Genomic DNA, 19,849 nt, shown 5'->3' with positions numbered 1-19,849 from the left:
GTCCTTATATTGTCTTCTTCAAACATTAGATACCCTATTGTTACGGGCAAGCAAAACAGTACTGACATTATGCAAAGTAAATTATTTAAATAATCAAGAATATGAAAAGCAAATTTATACTATCTAGTATTATATGGATAATCTCTTTACAATGCTTTGCTCAGTGGGAATTGAAAGACACAACTGAATTTTCACCAAGACAAGGTCTGCCTAATTTCTTTGATAAGATAAATACAAAACAAGACGTTAAAATTGGATTTATAGGTGGAAGTATCACTGCGGCAAATGGTTGGCGACCTAAAATAGTATATTGGCTAGAAGAGCAATACTCCATAAATGACTTGTTCAGCTACAGTGCAGCCATTGGAGGAACTGACTCTAAATATGGAGTATTTAGAATTGATGAACATCTACTGAGTAAGTCCGATTTTGACTTGATTTTCATAGAATTTGCAGTGAATGATGGCAGTGCAAGTTCCTCTGATGTAGAAAAAAGTATGGAAGGAATGGTGCGTAAAATATGGTCAAAAAATCCATATACAGATATTTGCTTCGTTTATACAGTTAATAAAGCTTCATTATCTGCCTGTGAAAACGGTAAAATGAATATGTCTGCGACTAAACATGATTCAATAGCGTCATATTATGACATACCATCAGTTTTATTGACTCCTCAAACTTTTAATAGGATTGAATCAGATTCTGTTGTTTGGTATGACAGCGATTATGACAAAACTACTTTCTTAAACAGTTCTGGACAGTACGTTTTTACAGGAGACAAAGTTCATCCAACAGATTTCGGACACGAAGTTTATAAGAAAATTTTAGCAAAATGTTTATTGAAGATAGATAAGTTGAGAGGTGTAAAAGAACATTTTTTAAAGCCTGTATTGATTACCGGTAATTATGAAAACACAACGATGGTTAAAGGTATAGTAATACAATCAAAAAATTACGATTATGTTGATTCAACTGGACAGTTAAGCTATCTCGACAAATTTAATCCAATAGAAAATCCCTATTTTGTTTCTCAAGACACAAGCTCTACTTACCAATTTTCCTTTATAGGGAATGAAATGGGTTTAGATATATTAGTAGGTCCAACAGGAGGAAGGTATATTATTGAGGTCGATGGAGTAAAAAATGAGTTTGCTAACTGGGATGGTTATTGTTCTTATTATAGAAAGCAGTCAAGATTTGTGAAATTGAATGATTTGAAGAAGCATATTGTGAAAATTTATCCCTCCTGTCAACCTTTAACTTTAGAAGAAAAAAGAAATTCATTGAATAATGAGAGTAGGAAAGCAGACTTTGACGCTAACCCTGAGAAATATGATAAAAATGAATTGATTTTTTCACATATATTTCTGAATGGAACATTGTCTGATTAATCAACTGATAATATGTCAAGGAAACACCATTGATTGGTATGGGGATTAATATTATGAAGACGGTGTTTTCTATGATGTATTTTCAATAAATTATGGTATTGACAGTTTCGCACAATTACAATTAAATGTTAATCCTTCATATCTGCTTCAGCACTATGACCCTCTAAACCAAAATTCAATACCCGACTGGTATAGCGATAGCTTGACAGAGTCAGGTAATTATCAGAAAATTTTCACATCAATAACTGGTTGAGACAGCATTCATTCTCTTCAGTTAAATGTTTCACCAATCCACACTAGTATTGAATTCAATGGATCAATAATCGATGTTGTCGTTTATCCTAACCCAACAAAAGATAGTAAGTGTGCTCCTTTCGTAAAGGAATTGCCCCTTATTGCCCAATTACCACAATTTATGAAATAAGTTCGAAAATCTTATTGCAAAATTCCGCGTAAACATATAACTGCATAATTTCCTATCTTTGAGGCTGAACCAAAAAATTTTTAAAAGCACCTAACGATAGGTATCAGCTTATTCCCTTAAGTAAGGTTACCATTAGGACCTTGTTCAATATGCTATACTTTTACGTTAGAAATCCTTATTAAACATGCCAGATACTACGACGATACAGGATGTCATTAAGGAGCTTGATGTGATTATTGATGAGAGCATCAAGACCAATAGCAGACTAGGTTTGTTTGCTTATATCTATAGACGAACTACTTTTGAGATCGCTTCCGAGATTGCTTTAGGGCACTTTGAGAACAATGCGCGCTTAGAAACTTTAGATGTGGCTTTCGCCAAATTGTATCTGGATGCTTACAGCGCCTATAAAAAAGGCGAAACTATAAGTGCTTCCTGGGCTTATGCTTTTGACCATGTTGGGGATTCATTGACAATTGTGCAACATATAATGTTAGGGATGAATGCTCATATAAACCTGGACCTTGCAGTGGCCACAGCAGCAACAATGTCTGGAGGAGAAATCCGTGATATAGAAAATGATTTCAATAAAGTGAATGACATCCTTTTTCAGATCACCAATGAGTTGCAAGACCGACTTAATCGTGTATCACCCTTAATGATTATTTTAGACATTATAGGGAAAAATAAAGATGAAAAGATCATAAACTTTAGCATGCGTAAAGCGCGTAAACATTCTTGGAATTCGGCAAAACTTCTATGGTCATTAGGCGAAACCCATAGTGGAGATACCAGAAATAAGATTGACTATTTTGTCCTTAAGTTAAGCGAACACATTCAATCCCCCAAGTCAATAGGGATTAGAATTTTACTCAAGTTGATTCAAAAATTTGAAACAAAAGAAGTGGGTGCCGTCATTTCTGAATTAAAAGCAGATTAGGCTAAACATTGATACAAACAATAAAACTCTCAAGGAAATCCTGCTAAAGGTTGTAGTAATTAGCCATAAAGTTTTTTACCACTTAATATTTTTAATAATAGTAATTCTACATTCAAATTTGAAATACGAAAGTAACAGTCGTTTAATTATCTAAATTTTTTTTCCTTAAATATACCTTAGGCTTTCTTTTTGTAGCTACTTCTTAAGCTGCACAGCCATAGTAAGCGCCATAAAATATAAATCTGGGGCTCTTTGAACCGAGAAAGTAAAGGTAATCTCATACAAATCAAAACTACCCTTCCCTTTCCCTTATCAAGCCCCAAAAAAGGGTTTATAGTTACGATTTAGGCTGTTTTAAATCGCCTAAACTCGAATTCAGGTTGTAAATAATTATAACGAAACTTAAGAATGTCATGAGTAGAGGATTTGTAAAAGAAGACGATCAGGAAGAAATTCCAATGGTTCCCCCTAGAGCCGACTTGCCAGAAGGAATAACGAATTACGTAACCCGGATCGGTATGGATGAACTTTTGGAAGAAAAGGAAAGGTTGATAGCGGAAAGAGAGCAGTTGGACTACAATAATGAGAAAGAAAGGAGAATTGCCTTTAATCATATCAACGCAAAATTGCGATTGCTAAATAGCCGTATAAATTCTGCCATAATAGTGGATTTGGGCAAGCAGCCTCAAAATGTTGTGCGGTTTGGAGCAATGGTAACCCTCAAAATAGGGGATGAGACTAAACTTAACAGGTATCAAATTGTAGGTGTAGATGAAGCAGATGTTTCAAAAGGGAAAATCTCCTTTATTTCGCCAATTGCAAGATTATTAATAGACAAGAAAGTTGGAGACAAAGCAATTTTGAAATTAGCCAAAGCAAATAGGGTTTTTGAAATAATAGAGATAAGCTATTAGAATATTTAAACCTAAAATAGGCAATACAATCTATAATGTGCTGAAATCACTTCAGAAGAAACCATTTTGTTTCTGGTTCTCCATAGTGGGCCATAGTTAGGGCAATAATTTAATTATTGGAAAAGTGCAGAAGGTTTTGGGATAGATCAAGGTACAATTATGAACTATCCTTGGGCCATGAGATTTTTTTAATGCAGAGATGTACTAACTGCTATGCATGATATTTCCTAAATTAAATCTATTTGCAACACTTAAGTGCGATCCCAAATAGTCTTATATTTTTTGTTTTCAACAATTCCTTAGAAATTTCAAGACAAACTTACTTGAATAATTTATCAAAATTCGGGTCATTAAAATGACTTTATTATCCCCTCTTTGGATTCAGGAATTGATTTGTTCTGGTTTAGACCGAGTTATACCTTTAGGTCTGAAATAATTTCATTGAGATTCTAAAATAAAACCGCACGATTTTTTTATAAATAAACATCATCTTATAGCATTTTTAAGTCTATCTTCGATAAAAAATAATGTCGATAGAACGAAGAGTGGAATTAGTGGAAAAGCTTTTCCATCAATTGGAGCAAGAAAGCGCTCAGTTTGAACAGGCATCAGGAATGAGCTGTGTTGCTGGTTGTGGTAAATGTTGTACTTATCCGGATATTGAAGCCTCTCCTTTAGAGTTTTTACCCTGGGCTTTTCATTTATTTTTGAATGGAGAGGCAGAAAAAACCCTTCTTCTGCTTGAAGAGGCCCATGGCCCAACCTGTCATATTTACAAGCCTTTAACCATCAATGGGCAAGGTAGGTGCAGCAGTTACAAGTACCGCGGTTTAATTTGTCGCTTGTTTGGATCTGCTGCCAATAAAGACAAATACGGAGTTTTGAGATTGGCCACTTGTAAAATTATCAAAGAAGGTCAGGCCAATAATTATAATTCTACCGTAGAGGCCATTTCTAAGGGATTGAATGTACCGATTTTTACAACGTATTACATGCAATTGAATCAGATAGATTTTCATATGGGCAACATAATTTTACCCATAAACAAAGCTCTTAAAATGGCATTGGAAGAGGTTCTGCAATATTATGCCTACAGACCTTCTCCTGAAATTAATAAAAGGGTGGTTTAACCCGAAATATGCAATAGACAATCTATTACGTGCTGAAATCGCTTTAAAATCAGCCACTTCGTTGCTGTTTTCAATTTCACCATAGCAGTGCTATGCTAAAATCTCCAAACAGCCTGATTTTCTTGCGATTGCAACACTCATCACTAATTCTATTACATAATCCGGGTTTAACCCAGATTCGCGGTAATTAACAAATATCTCATAGTATTAACTATGAGATATTTGGAGTGAAGCTAAGGTTTATAAAACACCTTAACCAACAAGTCTGGTTTATTTATTCAGCGCTGTGCGCTATATTATTTCCTAAATGATCTTGAAGATAATGGCTCTGAAGTAAGTCTTCTCCAAAGTCATTTTGTAGATCTCTCACTACAGCATGCACATGATTGGCATTGTTCTGAACATTGTCATACTCTATCAGTAATCCGGCTCCCTGTATGCTGTAATAGTGTGGATTACCAACAGCATTTATTTCTGAACCTGCCCAAGCAAAGGATATATTTCCCCAGCCTGATTTTTCAATTCTTTTCAGCATTTTCGCATGGTATTCTGCAGTATACCTGGAAAGGTAAATTCCTACAAGTTCTTTTAATAATGCGAGTTGATTGGGCTGTAGATCGCTACCCTTTACCCCTGGTTGGTCTAAGATTTTAGCCTTTCTGTCATTGGATGTGATAATGTCTGCAGGTGCCTTACCTGCGAAAATGGCTTGTTTTTTTTGAGCATCATTCAGGGAATGTAATAATTCGAAACCAACATTGGTTTCATCTGCCAATACCTGCCTGTTGATATGAGGGCCAGAAAGGATAATACCGGGATTAGACCCCATAAAGGATGGTGTGGACGAAGTAATGGATCCTTTAGCAGAGGAGAAATTTAAAGACATATGGTGTCCTTCCAATCTCCAGCCCCAGGCTTTGTCTGAAGAAGGTTGACCAAAAACACTAAAATGATAATTTAATGGATCTCTGTAGGTGTCATTTTCAGGCCGGTTTTCTACTTCCCTCAATACATTTTCGAGTTCGATAATGGCTGCTACCTTTTTTTGTCCAGCAACACCCAAAGAAGCCCTCATTAAATTTAAGGCATGTTCAGTTTGGTTTTTGTCAAAGTCGTGGAAAGTTGGGCCGTTTCTTTCCCTAGGAACAAAATGCCAGTTGAATCGTTCTGAGTGATCGAAAGGAAAACAGGCTTGTTTTTTTAATTCCGGACTTAAACTTTCTATGAAATCATTGGCAAGAGGAGAAATATCTTGGGCCTGACTGCAGAATACAATTCCTATTGTAAGTAGGAGGGCTGAGAAGGTGATTTTTATGGAATGCTTCATGAAATTGCTTTTAGCTTGGGTTTATATAAGTAAGTTGTACCAGATCAATAACTTTTGTTCCAATAGATTTTTAAATTCTTTGTTGATCGTCCTGAAGCGATAATTTCTGCTTTTCCATCTCCATCCAGGTCTGCGACTTTAAGGTCTTCGCAGGCCATGCCATTTTTATCAACCCAGTGTTTACTCCAACTGCCATCATTTTGAGGAACAAACATCTTGATCCCGAGATCTCCATCATCATTGGGCTCTCTCCAGCCAACTAATACCTGATCTGTGCCCATATTAAGCAAGTCTCCTGTGGCGAGTCCATGACCTTGCATCATTGCAGCAGTAAGAACATTGCGATTCAAGTTCTTTTTGGTAAAGGTGGAATTGTCAGTAGTATAAACAGACAAAGTTGGGCCATGAAATGGCTCAACCCCTGTGAGGAAGTGATGTCCACGAGCATCCTTACCAATGCGAATTTCGCCAAACCCGTAGTCGTTGATCAACCATCCATCATTCTCTTTGGGCTTCCAATCTCCCTCTTTGTAGGTTAAGGTTTTTACACCTTCTTTCCCAGCAATATAAAGGGTTTCAGCATTACCAACTGGAAGGGGTTCCATATTATGGGTTACATGCATGCTTTGATCTATGACCCAGTGTTTCCAATCCCGACCTTTTTTATCCTGTTTTTCATAGGCGATGACTTTAACGCCTTCACCAGCCCCTCCTTTATTACCTCGTCCATGGAGAGGAAGCATGATCAGATGAAATAAGTTATTATTGGCCTTTACCCAGCGCATTCTATGCACGGTCGGTTCATGATGAAGTTTTACCGGCTCCCAAGCTTGAGTGGGATCATCTGGTCGGATGAGATAATGAACAGACCCTGATTGTTCTTCATCTGAAGTTTCACTTGGGTTCCATTGCGCTCCTACTGCTACTTCCACCAATCCATCACCATCAATGTCCCTTGCTGCGATACAAACATTGTCATAGGGGGTAAGGTCTTTTACCATTACAAAGCGCTTCCAGTCACCATTTCTGTACCAGACAAATTCCTTTTTATCTGCCAGCAAGATATCTGGTTTACCATCCCCGTCCACATCGCCTATAGCAAGCCCGTAACCAATTTGGATATTGCTGTCAAGGACCTGGGTTAGAAAATTTGGTTCAGGTGAGTTGTTTAAAACAACAGAGGAGAATAAATAAATCAACCAGTTTATCATAGTTAAGGTTATTGGGTTATTGTACCAATAAATTTAACTAAAAAAATTATAAATGGCTAAAAACTGTACAATATGGAATTTTATGTCACTTCCTGTCCAGTTTTAAGATATAAACGTACAGCGTCTTCAATTTCTACCTTACCACTTAAAATTTCAAAAACCTGGGTACCGTCTATTCCATGATCTAGCATATGGATCAAAACGGCGGCTACATCTTTCCTAGAAATATCTCCTTTCTCATTAAAAATATTCGCTATTTTTATTTTTCCTGTAGCAGGGCCATTGGTCAATGCTCCCGGCCTAACAATGGCATAAGGAAGATTGGTAGATTTAAGGTATTCGTCAGCTGCTTTTTTAGCAAGAAGGTAATGTTGCATCGTTTCATCGGCCTTCTCAGCATTTTCAGCTCCTCTTGAGCTCAACATAATGAATTTCCTCACACCGTATTTTATCGAAAAATCCACACTTCTGATAGCCCCTTTTTTGTCTACTAAATCCGTTTTATCCTTTCCTGTTTTAGCCCCTGATCCAGCAGCGAAAATAACTTTATCCATTCCTTGGAAAGCATGGTCGAAATTTTCTTCTAAATCCGCAATAACTGTGGAAACACCTTTGTTTTTAAATTCTTCTGCTTGTGATTCTTTCCTTACCATAGCTACCGGACTGTAGTCGGGGTGCTCAGATAGGTTTTCAATAAGAATACGTCCGACATTTCCATTTGCACCAATTATCAATACTTTTTCCATAATTATTTATTTTTTATGAAAAGTGTCCAATAATTGTTCCAATACTTAACTTTTGTGGTAATTTCCTGCAAATGAGTATTTAAATCCCTCAAACTAATTCCCATTATTCTCAGGGAAAAAAGTGTTAAACAGAGCCGGAAAGGTTTTTGTAAATTACCTATGGATTACGATGACTTAATAAGAGTAAGTAAGACTTTCCTCATCGAGGGTTCTGCTTTGGCAGCTGCTTGGAGAATATCAGGAAGATTTATTTTCTTAATATTTCCTGGGGTACAAAGATCGGTGATAGCCGATAGAGCAAAAACTTTCATTTCAGATTGGGCCGCTACAATTACTTCTGGTACGGTACTCATCCCTACTGCATCTGCACCAATAGTTCGCAGGTACCGGTATTCTGCGGGGGTTTCAAGGTTTGGGCCTTGGACACCTGCATATACTCCTTTTCTCAAGGAAATATTGTTTTGCTGGGCAATTTCAGAAGCTAGCTGAATCATTTCTTTGCAATAGGCCTCGCTCATGTCAGGAAAACGATCTCCAAATTGATCCAAATTTTGCCCTCGCAATGGATTCTCAGGAAAAAGATCTATATGGTCTTCAATGACCATAATGTCTCCAATCTTAAATTCTGGGTTTAATCCCCCGGAAGCGTTGGAAAGCATTAATGTTTGAATACCTAGCATTTTCATTATCCGTATTGGGAAAGTCACTTCCTTCATAGAATAACCCTCATAATAATGAAATCGGCCTTTCATTGCCAGGATAATTTTGTTTTCAACTTTTCCTAGGATTAATTTTCCTTGGTGTGAAGTGACTGTAGCTATTGGGAAATGTGGGATCTCCTGATAGGGGATTTCGGTAATAATTTCAATATCGTGGAGTAAACCTCCCAATCCAGTCCCTAGAACTATTCCTGTATCTGGACTTTGGCTTATTTTTTCTTTTAGGTAGGCTACCGCCTGATTTATTTTTTCTAAATAAGAAATTTCGAGGTCTTTGTTCATAAGAATTTGGCAATTCCGTAATCAAGAGTAAAATATAGATTCAACTAAAATAGGTAAATTCCTCGTACTTAGTGTGGATATTGTTAGACAATCGAGTAATTCACCTTTTTGTTTTTGCCTATCTACGGATAAACTATACTGGCAAAACTTTTATGTTAGCCCAGTATTTTCATCACCTGATAGATTTTTTAATACGGATTTTGGGTTTAATCTAAAATTAAGAAACTTTCTACGCTCCTTGCTTGTAATAATAGAATTAAAATTGAGTCTTTATGATTAAAATAATAGTTGGTACCAACCGTAAAAATGCAATTTCAAAGAAAATCGCTGTGATTTATCAGGAGATTTTAGCGCAACAAGGTGGCGAGTCCGAGATTATTAACCTTACCGAATTACCGGATGATTTTGTTTTTACAGCACTATATGAACACAATGGTAAAAACAAAGCCTACAATGTCATTCATGACAAAATTAAAAGTGGGAGCAAGTTTGTTTTTATCGTTCCTGAATACAATGGCTCTTTTCCGGGAATACTAAAATCCTTTATTGATGGCATGACTTATCCCAACAGCTTTGTTTCTAAAAAGTGTGCCTTAGTTGGTATTTCTTCAGGTATCGGGGGCGGTGGCATTGCGCTTAGCCACCTTACCGACATCTTTAATTACCTTGGTATGCATGTTTTGGCCAATAAAATTAAATTGGCCAAAATAGAGGAAAATATGTCAAACGATCATGTTACCAACAGGTTGTACATGGCACTTTTGCATGAGCAGGCAAAAATGTTGATTGACTTTTAAAGGTCAATCAACATTGTCATGTAAAAACCTGTTGTTACTTATGATTTCATTGTCATCATTAAGGTTGAATTTTGAAATACTCCTTTCAGAACTGTGTTGAACTTCCTGAAGTTTGATTTTTTTCCTCATATAAGCAGGAACCTCAATTTTCTCTTTAAACTCTTCGGGAGTCTGATTCACGGATCTCATTTGTCTTAATTTCTCAAAACGATCATGGGCTCTTTTAAGGGCCTTTTCCTTGATCTGTTCGAAATAATCTACCTGATTCACAGGCTGAGTTTCAGTTTCTCTTTTTTCCGGCGAATTTTGCTCTGGTTTGTCAAATAAAGTCAAAACCTTCTTAGGTTCAGGAGAATGAAATTCAAAATCCTCTGAATCATCTTCCTCCTCTGGTTTAGTCATTCCACTTTGAGGGGTTTCCTTGGGAGTGGTGTTGCTGTATACCGTTTCTTCCTGTTTTGGTGTTTCCTGAACAGGTAAAGGAGGTTGTTGTACAGTGAAGGTTACTGATTGCCCTGTAAGTGAGGCTTCCTCTTCTTTAGAAGTTTTGCCTGATTCCAGATCAATCACTTTTTTTGATTCCTCTTCTTCTTTGTTTTTGCTGGCTTTGGCTGGTAAAGATTTTGTTTCAAAACCAGTGGCAATTACCGTTACTCGGATTGCCTTTTTAAGGTCTGGGTCTATACCTTGACCAAAAATCACATCAGCCATATCTCCAGCTCTTTCCTGGATGTATTCTGTAATTTCCACCAACTCGTCCATAGACAGTTCTTCGTCCTCTCCAGACATGATAGAAAGTAGAATTTTTTCTGCACCTTTTATATCGACATTGTTCAACAAAGGTGAAGAAATGGCTTTTTCTGCTGCTTTTATAGCTCTTCCTTCTCCTTCTTCTACTGCTGAACCCATTACTGCAGCGCCCGCATCTTTCATTACAGTCTTTACATCCTCAAAATCCACGTTGACATCTTGTGTCTCAGTGATGATTTCTGCAATGGATTTTGCCGCTGTGCTAAGAATATTATCCGCCTTACCGAAGGCTTGTCGAATAGGCAAATTACCATAAATATCCCTCAATTTATCATTAAGGATGACCAATACAGTGTCACAATTCTCTTTTAAGGATTCTATTCCTGCCTGGGCAGAAAAAGTTTTTTTCCTTCCTTCAAAAATAAATGGAGCAGTAACGATACCCACAGTAAGGATGTCCATGTCTTTTGCAATTTTAGCAATGACAGGGGCAGCTCCTGTACCAGTACCACCGCCCATACCAGCAGTGATAAATACCATTTTGGTATTGTCTTCCAGAAGTTTTCTAATATCGTCTTTGCTTTCTAATGCAGCATTTTTCCCTCTTTCAGGATTTGCACCTGCTCCTAAACCTTCTGTTAGGTGTGCTCCTATTTGGAGTTTTAAAGGTACGGGACTGCTTTTTAAAGCTTGGGAATCAGTATTGACTACCACGAATTCCACATCCTTTATTCCTTGGTTAAACATGTGGTTCACGGCATTGGAACCACCTCCTCCTACACCAATGACCTTGATGATCGATCGGTGGTTTCTTGGAATATCAAATTCATAATCTTTCATATCGCTTGACATTTTTCCTCTTTTAAATTCTTTTTTTCTATTTACCTCTGATATCAATAGTTTTCGGAGTCGTCTCCGATATCGTCAGTAATGAATCTTTTTAATTTTTTTGTTATTGAGCCGAAGATATCACTTCCACTCTGGTCCATTCGGAACCCCTTTTTCTCTACAGGACTTTTTTGACTTTCTTTTTGCCTGTAATTGTCTTCTCTATCATCCAGACCTCTAAAACCAGCTAGAACCAGTCCTACAGTGGTTGCATACATTGGGCTTTTGACATCGTCGACTTTAGATTTTCCTAAATGTTCATTAGGGTAGCCTATTCTGGTATCTAGTCCAGTTATGTATTCAAAAAGCGGGCCTACTCCGTGGAGCAAAGAACCACCACCTGTCAAAACAATACCACCGGCGAGTTTTTTGTATACCCCGCTCGTTGCTATTTCAGATTGCACCATTTCTATTATTTCTTCCATCCTTGCTTGAATGATGGAAGCAAGATTCTTAACAGAGATCTCTTTCGGTGGACGATTACGCAAACCAGGAATAGATACTATTTCATTTGGATTAGCTTCTTCTGCTATGGCCTTTCCAAATTTTGTTTTCAATAGTTCTGCCTGATGCTGCATAACCATGCAACCTTCTTTAATATCTGCAGTAATGATGTTTCCTCCAAAGGGAATTACAGCGGTATGTCGAATAATGTTGTCGTAAAATATAGCGACATCGGTAGTTCCACCACCAATATCTACCAAGCAGACGCCAGCTTCTTTATCCATATCACTTAGAACAGATAAAGAACTTGCCAAAGGCTCAAGGATCAAAGCTTTGGATTGTAGGCTAGCACGTTTTACACAACGATCAATATTGTTTATAGCAGCTGATTGGGCGGTAATGATGTGGAAATCTGCTTCCATTCTAGCGCCAGACATTCCCACAGGATCCCGGATGCCTTCCTCATAATCTACCGTATAATCTTGAGGCATTACGTGAATAATGCTATTTCCTGGAGGAACGACAATGTTTTCCATATCATTGGATAACCTACGTACGTCCTCTACAGTGATTTCATCTTCTTTTGGGTTTCTGATAATTACACCATGGTGGATGGAGCTGCGTATATGCTGGCCAGCTATACCTACAATTACTTCTCCAATATCTACATTTGACATTTCTGAAGCTTCATTTACTGCTTTAGTAATTGCATTAACAGTTTTGTCAATATTGGTAACGATGCCTCTGATTACTCCATCAGATACTGCTTTACCCATACCCAACACCTCTAGTTTTCCATATTCGTTCTTTCGACCTATAATGGCACATATTTTCGTGGTGCCAATATCCAGTCCTACAATGAGTTTTTCGTTTTCCATAGCGCTAACAATTATTCACAAATAATTTGATCCTTGTATTTTACATTTACCCGATCATAAGTGTTCCATCCTTTTTGTGGAAGGATTTTCTTATAATAGGTTTTTATTTTTCTAAACTTCATTTCAATATTTTCAGGCTTACCAAATTCAATTACCTGTTTCCCAACTTGTTGGTACATGTTGATGTCTCCATTTCTAAGTAATTCTAGGGCGCTAATTTGAGCCGTCCAGAAAGGATTTGAATTGATGTACTCGATTAACTCCAACAAGGGAGCATTGGATATTGAAAGGTCGTTTTCCTTCAATAAAGCCTCAGCCTTACTACCAGTTAGGATTAAAACCCTAGTGGTGTAATTGGATGAGGTGGGAAGTATTTTTCCAGTGGAACTGATATACCCATCTGCCGCCATTGGTCGTACTATTCTTGCTATTGGTACATGCTGATTAACTTTCACCATTAATGTTCCCTTTAAATCTTCGAACACTTCTGCTTTTTTTACAAAGGGATGTGCTTCTACTTTTTTTTCTACAGCATGGATAGAGACTTTTTCCCTTGAGGTATTGCTAAGCAATCCCGGGAATGCATTTGTCAATAATTCCGTTACTTCTTTTTCATCAACAAAGTATACATCACTCACCCCCTCTACATGGACCTCAAGTTCGGTAAGCGCACGGTTCTCCGTCTTATGCTCTGTAAAAGCAATAAAGCCAACCAATGTCATTCCTAAAACGATCATTAGGAATGATTTTTTAAGTTTCCATCCCTTATTTTTCATTCTCTTTTATCCATTTTTCAATTGGTTTTACCAAACGATCAATATCTCCAGCACCAATAGTCACTAAAACCTCTGGTGTATGTTGATCCAAATGGGACAATAATTCATCTTTTGAAACCACCCATTTATTTGTACTAGTGATTTTAGGAAGCAACATCTCGGAAGTAATACCAGCTATAGGCTGCTCTCGAGCAGGGTATATGTCTAGCAAAATAACCGAATCAGCCAAGGACAAGCTTTCTGAAAAGCCGCTGGCAAAATCTCTTGTACGCGTAAATAAATGAGGCTGAAATACCGCGGTAATTTTCTTGGCAGGATACATGGCCTTTACCGATTGTAAAAAGGCCTTGATCTCCTCTGGGTGATGCGCATAATCGTCAATGTAGGTTGTGCGCTCACTATTGTATATTTTTTCAAATCTTCTCTTTACACCTTTATAGGTGGCTATTCCATCTATTATTGCCTCTTTTGAAAGCCCATAATGAACGGCTACAGCCACTGCAGCCAGCGCGTTTTCTATATTGTGGAAGCCGGGAACTTCTAATACTAAACCATCGATTCGCTGATCCTCTGCTACATAGTCAAAGGAAAATGAGTTGGTGCCAACCTTGATGTTGTCAGCATGAATATTCCCAGAGTTTAAGCCATACTGGTAAATTTTTGAGCTCCCAATTTCCTTGTTCCTGACCTTCTCATAGGCGTTTTGATGAATAATCAATTTTCCTTTTGGATTGGTGAGCTTAATGAATGCAGCAAAACCCGATATTAATTGTTCGGCGTCTCCGTAAATATCCAAATGATCAGGATCTATGCTGGTAACTATGCTCAAGTCTGGGTGTAAGTGGAGAAAAGAACGATCAAATTCATCGGCTTCTACCACCACCACAGGGGCCTCAGTACTTCCTTCATCATGAAGGATAAGGTTGTTTTTATAATTTTGGGTAAGGCCTCCTAAAAACGCAGCGGTATTGTGTCCTGCATGTTTTAGCAAATGAGCTACCATGGAAGAAGTAGTGGTTTTACCGTGCGTGCCTGCTATTGCAACAGACTCCATGTTTCGGGTAATTAACCCCAATACTGCGGCCCTTTTTTTGATAGCAAAATCATTTGCTTCAAAATACTTGTACAAAACACTAGTCTGAGGTACGGCAGGGGTCCATACGATTAATTTGTCCGACCCGGAATTCTTAAATGGCTCAGGAATGTGGCTACTCTCATCCACATAACTTATTTGCATTCCTTCTGACTCGAGGGCTTCGGTCAGTGGTGAAGGCGTTTTGTCATATCCATATACTGGAACACCAATATGATTGAACCATCTGGCGATGGCACTCATGCCAATGCCACCTATACCTAGAAAATAGACGCTATGTAAGTTTTTTAAATTCATTGTATCAATTCTTCCATTACTTTTACAATATCCTTCGCCGCCTCAGGCTTGGCCAACTTTTTAATTGCCAATGACAATTCATTTCGTTTAGCCTGGTCAGTAAGCAAGGAATGTACCATGGGTCCTAATTTTTCTATGGCTTCCCCATCTTTAAGTATCAATGCCGCTTTTTGCGAAACATAGGCCATGGCATTTTTAGTTTGGTGGTCTTCGGCCACATTTGGAGAAGGAATAAAGATCACCGGTTTTCCTATTAGGCTTAATTCCGAAACCGATAATGCTCCGGAGCGGGATATTACTATATCTGCTGCTGCATAGGCAAGGTCCATGTCTTTGATAAATTCCAAAGGGTAAATCCCTTTGACAGCAGATGCTTTTACTTGCGCGATGGTCTTCTCATAATAGAACTTTCCTGTTTGCCACAAAACCTGGTACCCTTTAGACTCAAAATCTGCCATTGTGTGGAGAAGAGCCTGATTGAGTGTTTTGGCTCCCAAGCTTCCTCCGATGGAGAGGATTACTGGGGCTTTAGGGTCAAGTCCAAAATGGGACAAAGCCATAGCTTTTTTATCTTCAATCGAGAGAATGTCCTTTCTTACCGGGTTACCGGTGTACTTGATTTTAGCTCCCGGAAAATAACGATCCATGTCAGGATAAGCCACACAGATGGCATTTGCATTTTTTGCCAATAATTTATTTGTCAAACCAGCATAGCTGTTTTGTTCTTGTATTAAAGTTGGCAAACCTCTACGCTGAGCAGCAAATAGGACTGGTCCACTCGCGTATCCTCCGACACCAACCACCAAGTGTGGGTCAAAATTTTTGATCAATTTTTTGGCTTTTTGGAGGCTGTCCAGCAACTTAAAAGGAAAGCTTAAATTTTCAAGTGTAAGTTTTCTTTGTAATCCTGCAATTTTTAATCCTTCTATTTTGTAGCCGGCTTCAGGAACCTTTTGCATTTCCATTTTACCTTCAGCACCTACAAAAAGCACTTCACTTTCTGGATACTTTTCGTTCCAAGCTTTAGCGATAGCAATGGCAGGGTAGATATGTCCACCAGTGCCTCCACCACTAATAATGATTCGATATGTTTCTCCAGTATTATTCAATTTATTAAGCTACTTTAACTTTTCTATTGATTGATTTTTGTTCATTTACAAAGGCATCTTCATGATCCCCTCTACTAATACTTAAAATAATTCCCAAGGATATTCCAGTGAATATTAGGGAGGTTCCCCCCATACTTACCATGGGTAAGGGTAGTCCTGTGATGGGAACCATTCCAACGGCTACGCCCATATTTATCATGGCTTGTATTACCAGCGAAAAACTTAATCCTGCTGATAATAAGCCGCCAAAAGGTCGGGTGGATATTGCGACCACCCGCATGCCTCGGTAGAGTAATGCCAGGTAGAGAAATAAAACAAATCCTCCGCCGATCATACCATATTCTTCTACAATGATCGCAAAAATGAAATCGGAATAGGGGTGAGGAAGAATATTCCTTTGTTCACTATTTCCCGGGCCTTTTCCAGTAATGCCTCCTGTAGCAATAGCGATATAGGAGTGCTTGGCCTGAAAAGAGATTGCAGCAGGATCATCGTCAAAAAACTTTTCAATTCTTGCAAAGAAAACGCCGCCCCTTTGCCCCATCAATATGGCGGTAGAAAGTACCAATGCTCCTACCATGCCTACCACCAATAGGTATTTTAAAGGCACTCGACCAATAAACATAAGTAACAAGCAGGTCGCAAGTAGCATGACTGCCGTGGACATATTTGCCATGGCAATCAACAAGCAGATAATTCCAATCCAGATAATAATGGGTATAAATGTTCCTTTAATATCTGTAATCTTCCTTTGCCTTTTTGCCAGCATGCCTGCTACTGCAGATATAAGTGCTAGCTTAGCCAAATCAGAAGGTTGGAAAGCCTGGTTTATAATTGGGACAGTCAGCCACCTATTGGCTTCATTGATAGTAGATCCAAACAGGTAGGTGATCATAAGTAAAGGCACACTTACCCAAAGTGCAAATAGACTTAGTTTGGAAAAGTATTTGTAGGGAATATTATGAACTGCCCACATTACAACCAAACTGGCAAGGATCAAAGCACTGTGCTTAAATAGATAAATTTCAGTGTTGCCACCCATTTTTCTGTAAGCAAGAGAACCTGTGGCTGAATAAACAGCCAGGATACTGATAAGCGACAATAGAAGGACTATTCCCCAAATAATTAGGTCGCCTTTTAAATTGTCTTCCAGCCAGATTTTTACTTTTGTCATTAATTTATATCCTTTAAACTTATTACAGCCTCTTTGAATTGATCTCCTCTGTCTTCGTAGTTTTTGAATAAATCAAAACTTGCGCAAGCAGGGGATAATAATGCCACATCTCCCGGCTTTCCATGTGCTAATGCTAATTGTACGGCTTCCTTAATGTCTTCCGTAGTTAGAATGACTGGGATTTTTCCTGAGAAAGCCATTTTCAATTTTTCATTTTCCTTACCTAAGCAAATGAGCAACTTGACATGATCTATTACTTTGTCATACAGTAAACTGTAATCATTCCCTTTATCCACTCCTCCAGCTATCCAAATCAACGGTTCCTTAAAAGCACTAAGCGCAAAGGCTGTTGCATCTACATTGGTGCCTTTACTGTCATTGATAAACTTGATGTTATTGACATCTGCTACATGTTCCATTCTATGGGCTGCATTTACAAAGCTTTTAAGTGCAGGGCCTACTTCGCTTGTAGGAACTCCAGCCAATGCAGTAGCTAAGGTGGCAGCAAGAGAGTTAATTAAATTATGTTCCCCTTGTAGGACCATTTCACTTATCGGCCAACTCCAGTCTCCATCTGCCAATTCAAGATTTAGTTCTTTATTATAAACATAAGCTCTTGTTATAGCTTGTTTATTCAGTGCTATAGGGGCAAGGGTAGGTTTGCCTTTCATTCCTACCATGGCCTTTATGATGTTCAGATCAGATTCGTGGAAGACCAAACAGTCTTCTTCATTCATGTTATCAGTAAGTTTCATTTTGGCTGCGGCATATTTCTCGAGCTCATAATGATACCGATCCAAATGATCTGGGGTAATGTTTAATAAAACCGCGATTTTTGGTTTTAAATCTACAAATCCTTCGATTTGGAAACTGCTAACCTCCAAAATCCACCAGCTGTAATCCTTCTCTACCAACTGTAAAGCCCAACTTTGACCTACATTTCCACCTAGGCCCACATCCATTCCTGCACTTTTCATCAAGTGGTAAATCAGTAAGGTAGTGGTGGTTTTTCCATTTGTTCCGGTGATTGCGATTACCTTTCCTTTAGAAAACCTGTTGGCAAATTCTAACTCATCTATGACTTCTATTCCAGCTTCTAATAATTGTACAACCAGTGGAGCTTCAAATGAAATCCCAGGTGATTTTATGATGGTTTGAGCATCCAAAAGAAGCGGTAAACTGTGTTGCCCTTCTTCAAATGCAATGTTTTTATCTAGGAAAATGCTTTTTCTCTTCTCATTAATCTTTCCCGCATCAGACACAAAAACCCTATGCCCATGCTTATGGGCTAACAAAGCAGCGCCAAAGCCACTTTCTCCGGATCCTAAAATTACAGTCTTCTGCATTTACCTTAATTTTAATGTTGCCAAGGCCATAATGGCAAACAAGATTCCTAAAATCCAAAAGCGTACTGTAATTTTTGCTTCTGGAATATTTTTTTTCTGATAATGGTGGTGTAGAGGAGACATCAGGAATATCCTTCTTCCTTCACCGTATTTTTTCTTGGTGTACTTAAAATAGCTTACCTGAAAAATGACAGACAGCAGTTCGATTAAGAAAATCCCACATAAAATGGGGAGCAATAATTCTTTCCTTAGGGTAAGGGATAGTACGGCGATTACTCCACCTATCATCAAACTCCCTGTGTCTCCCATAAACACTTGAGCAGGGTAGGAATTGTACCATAAAAACCCAACGCAAGCTCCCACAAAAGCCGAGCAGAAAATCACCAACTCACCTGAGTTAGGGATAAACATTACATTTAAATATTGGGAGAAAATGACGTTCCCGCTGATGTAGGCATAAATGGCAATAGTTAGGCCAATGATTGCGGAAGTTCCTGCCGCAAGCCCATCAATTCCATCTGTAATATTGGCCCCATTAGAAACAGCAGTAACTACAAATATTACCAATAGTATATAGAGAAAAGGGGTGAAGTTTTCCCCTAAAAAACCAAAAACAACATCATAATTAAGCTCATTGTTTTTGAGGAAGGGAATCGTTGTTTTCATGGACTTTACATCCTCAAAGGTGGGGGTAGCCACCAATCCTTCTTCAATGGATACGCTATCGTGAAATTCTCTTACTACTACATCTTCATGGAAGTAAAGGGTGGTTCCGACGATGATACCAATCCCAACTTGACCAACAATTTTAAATTTTCCAGCTAACCCTTCTTTATTCTTTCTGAACACTTTAATGTAATCATCCAAAAAGCCGATGGCACCCAACCATAGTGTGGTTACTAGCAAAAGAATGATGTAAATATTATAAATATTAGCAAAAAGCAGGGTAGGGATTACTATTGCAGCCATGATCATTACACCGCCCATTGTAGGAGTGCCTTTTTTCTCCACTTGTCCCTGAAGGCCTAATTCTCTTACAGTTTCTCCAATAGATTTTTTTCTGATCCAATCGATAATGGTTTTACCCAAAGTGATAGTGATCAATAAGGAAAACAAGGAAGCCATGCCTGCCCTGAAGGAAATATACTTAAATACTCCAGCTCCAGGGAAATCAAATGTTTGGTCGATATAGTCAAAAAGGTGGTACAGCATC

General features: G+C 38.2%; 17 protein-coding genes. 5 read left to right on the top strand and 12 right to left on the bottom strand.

The window, feature by feature from the left end; translation table 11 throughout:
• Positions 1-101: 101 nt before the first annotated feature.
• The 4 genes from AC13EX_RS14935 to AC13EX_RS14920 all read left to right on the top strand — a co-directional run bounded on the left by AC13EX_RS14935 (position 102) and on the right by AC13EX_RS14920 (position 4,799).
• Complete coding sequence (locus AC13EX_RS14935) at positions 102-1,391, top strand: SGNH/GDSL hydrolase family protein (protein WP_482893297.1); 1,290 nt, start codon at positions 102-104, stop codon at positions 1,389-1,391.
• A gap of 608 nt (positions 1,392-1,999) precedes the next feature.
• Positions 2,000-2,755 (top strand): DUF5995 family protein, encoded by a 756-nt coding sequence (locus tag AC13EX_RS14930; RefSeq protein ID WP_482893296.1) that lies wholly within the window; start codon positions 2,000-2,002, stop codon positions 2,753-2,755.
• Positions 2,756-3,168: 413 nt separating this feature from the next.
• The gene (locus tag AC13EX_RS14925) at positions 3,169-3,669 is read left to right on the top strand and encodes a GreA/GreB family elongation factor (protein ID WP_482893295.1); all 501 of its coding nucleotides are present in this window, start codon (positions 3,169-3,171) and stop codon (positions 3,667-3,669) included.
• 527 nt (positions 3,670-4,196) lie between these two features.
• Positions 4,197-4,799, top strand: coding sequence for a YkgJ family cysteine cluster protein (locus AC13EX_RS14920; RefSeq protein ID WP_482893294.1), 603 nt, complete (start codon positions 4,197-4,199; stop codon positions 4,797-4,799).
• A gap of 274 nt (positions 4,800-5,073) precedes the next feature.
• Here the strand turns inward: AC13EX_RS14920 and AC13EX_RS14915 are convergent, their stop codons facing one another.
• From AC13EX_RS14915 to AC13EX_RS14900, 4 genes are all read right to left on the bottom strand, one after another.
• On the bottom strand, positions 5,074-6,126 hold the full coding sequence (locus AC13EX_RS14915; RefSeq protein WP_482893293.1) for a DUF3500 domain-containing protein: 1,053 nt from the start codon (positions 6,124-6,126) through the stop codon (positions 5,074-5,076).
• A gap of 44 nt (positions 6,127-6,170) precedes the next feature.
• Complete coding sequence (locus AC13EX_RS14910) at positions 6,171-7,337, bottom strand: FG-GAP repeat domain-containing protein (protein ID WP_482893292.1); 1,167 nt, start codon at positions 7,335-7,337, stop codon at positions 6,171-6,173.
• Positions 7,338-7,417: 80 nt separating this feature from the next.
• A complete protein-coding gene (locus AC13EX_RS14905) occupies positions 7,418-8,083 on the bottom strand; it encodes an SDR family oxidoreductase (RefSeq protein ID WP_482893291.1) in 666 nt (221 codons plus the stop codon).
• 164 nt (positions 8,084-8,247) lie between these two features.
• Complete coding sequence (locus AC13EX_RS14900) at positions 8,248-9,084, bottom strand: purine-nucleoside phosphorylase (protein WP_482893290.1); 837 nt, start codon at positions 9,082-9,084, stop codon at positions 8,248-8,250.
• A gap of 272 nt (positions 9,085-9,356) precedes the next feature.
• On the opposite strand from AC13EX_RS14900, the gene AC13EX_RS14895 reads away from it, so the two are divergent.
• Entirely contained in the window at positions 9,357-9,881 is a 525-nt protein-coding gene (locus AC13EX_RS14895) for an NADPH-dependent FMN reductase (protein WP_482893289.1), read from the top strand.
• A 3-nt stretch (positions 9,882-9,884) separates the two neighbouring features.
• On the opposite strand, the gene ftsZ is transcribed toward AC13EX_RS14895, so the two are convergent.
• From ftsZ to mraY, 8 genes are read right to left on the bottom strand one after another with little or no spacing between them, the layout of a single operon-like run.
• Complete coding sequence (ftsZ, locus tag AC13EX_RS14890; protein WP_482893288.1) at positions 9,885-11,471, bottom strand: cell division protein FtsZ; 1,587 nt, start codon at positions 11,469-11,471, stop codon at positions 9,885-9,887.
• A 53-nt stretch (positions 11,472-11,524) separates the two neighbouring features.
• A complete protein-coding gene (gene ftsA, locus AC13EX_RS14885; protein WP_048642338.1) occupies positions 11,525-12,841 on the bottom strand; it encodes a cell division protein FtsA in 1,317 nt (438 codons plus the stop codon).
• An 11-nt stretch (positions 12,842-12,852) separates the two neighbouring features.
• A complete protein-coding gene (locus AC13EX_RS14880; RefSeq protein WP_048642339.1) occupies positions 12,853-13,617 on the bottom strand; it encodes a cell division protein FtsQ/DivIB in 765 nt (254 codons plus the stop codon).
• Positions 13,607-15,007, bottom strand: coding sequence for a UDP-N-acetylmuramate--L-alanine ligase (gene murC / locus AC13EX_RS14875; RefSeq protein WP_482893287.1), 1,401 nt, complete (start codon positions 15,005-15,007; stop codon positions 13,607-13,609). Before murC ends, AC13EX_RS14880 begins: the two co-directional genes overlap by 11 nt.
• Positions 15,004-16,116 carry an undecaprenyldiphospho-muramoylpentapeptide beta-N-acetylglucosaminyltransferase gene (murG, locus tag AC13EX_RS14870; RefSeq protein WP_482893286.1) on the bottom strand — a complete coding sequence of 371 codons (1,113 nt, stop codon included), beginning with the start codon at positions 16,114-16,116 and terminating at the stop codon, positions 15,004-15,006. The genes murC and murG overlap by 4 nt, the downstream gene beginning before the upstream one ends.
• Positions 16,117-16,120: 4 nt before the next feature.
• Entirely contained in the window at positions 16,121-17,290 is a 1,170-nt protein-coding gene (locus AC13EX_RS14865) for an FtsW/RodA/SpoVE family cell cycle protein (protein ID WP_339715902.1), read from the bottom strand.
• On the bottom strand, positions 17,290-18,636 hold the full coding sequence (murD, locus tag AC13EX_RS14860) for a UDP-N-acetylmuramoyl-L-alanine--D-glutamate ligase (protein WP_482893285.1): 1,347 nt from the start codon (positions 18,634-18,636) through the stop codon (positions 17,290-17,292). The genes AC13EX_RS14865 and murD overlap by 1 nt, the downstream gene beginning before the upstream one ends.
• The gene (gene mraY / locus AC13EX_RS14855) at positions 18,637-19,848 is read right to left on the bottom strand and encodes a phospho-N-acetylmuramoyl-pentapeptide-transferase (RefSeq protein WP_048642343.1); all 1,212 of its coding nucleotides are present in this window, start codon (positions 19,846-19,848) and stop codon (positions 18,637-18,639) included.
• Position 19,849: the final 1 nt, after the last annotated feature.

This window comes from Cyclobacterium sp. L-R (assembly GCF_056859355.1).
Note: the sequence above shows the minus strand (reverse complement) of the source record. Positions and strands in the feature narration are given on the sequence as shown.

Bases quoted from the DNA above. Each gene is read 5' to 3' on its own strand.
- murC (WP_482893287.1), bottom strand. From the start codon at position 15,007: ATGAATTTAAAAAACTTACATAGCGTCTATTTTCTAGGTATAGGTGGC.
- AC13EX_RS14865 (WP_339715902.1), bottom strand. From the start codon at position 17,290: ATGACAAAAGTAAAAATCTGGCTGGAAGACAATTTAAAAGGCGACCTA.
- AC13EX_RS14900 (WP_482893290.1), bottom strand. From the start codon at position 9,084: ATGAACAAAGACCTCGAAATTTCTTATTTAGAAAAAATAAATCAGGCG.
- ftsZ (WP_482893288.1), bottom strand. From the start codon at position 11,471: ATGAAAGATTATGAATTTGATATTCCAAGAAACCACCGATCGATCATC.
- AC13EX_RS14895 (WP_482893289.1), top strand. From the start codon at position 9,357: ATGATTAAAATAATAGTTGGTACCAACCGTAAAAATGCAATTTCAAAG.
- ftsA (WP_048642338.1), bottom strand. From the start codon at position 12,841: ATGGAAAACGAAAAACTCATTGTAGGACTGGATATTGGCACCACGAAA.
- mraY (WP_048642343.1), bottom strand. From the start codon at position 19,848: ATGCTGTACCACCTTTTTGACTATATCGACCAAACATTTGATTTCCCT.
- murD (WP_482893285.1), bottom strand. From the start codon at position 18,636: ATGCAGAAGACTGTAATTTTAGGATCCGGAGAAAGTGGCTTTGGCGCT.
- AC13EX_RS14935 (WP_482893297.1), top strand. From the start codon at position 102: ATGAAAAGCAAATTTATACTATCTAGTATTATATGGATAATCTCTTTA.
- AC13EX_RS14920 (WP_482893294.1), top strand. From the start codon at position 4,197: ATGTCGATAGAACGAAGAGTGGAATTAGTGGAAAAGCTTTTCCATCAA.
- AC13EX_RS14905 (WP_482893291.1), bottom strand. From the start codon at position 8,083: ATGGAAAAAGTATTGATAATTGGTGCAAATGGAAATGTCGGACGTATT.
- AC13EX_RS14930 (WP_482893296.1), top strand. From the start codon at position 2,000: ATGCCAGATACTACGACGATACAGGATGTCATTAAGGAGCTTGATGTG.
- AC13EX_RS14910 (WP_482893292.1), bottom strand. From the start codon at position 7,337: ATGATAAACTGGTTGATTTATTTATTCTCCTCTGTTGTTTTAAACAAC.
- AC13EX_RS14925 (WP_482893295.1), top strand. From the start codon at position 3,169: ATGAGTAGAGGATTTGTAAAAGAAGACGATCAGGAAGAAATTCCAATG.
- AC13EX_RS14915 (WP_482893293.1), bottom strand. From the start codon at position 6,126: ATGAAGCATTCCATAAAAATCACCTTCTCAGCCCTCCTACTTACAATA.
- AC13EX_RS14880 (WP_048642339.1), bottom strand. From the start codon at position 13,617: ATGAAAAATAAGGGATGGAAACTTAAAAAATCATTCCTAATGATCGTT.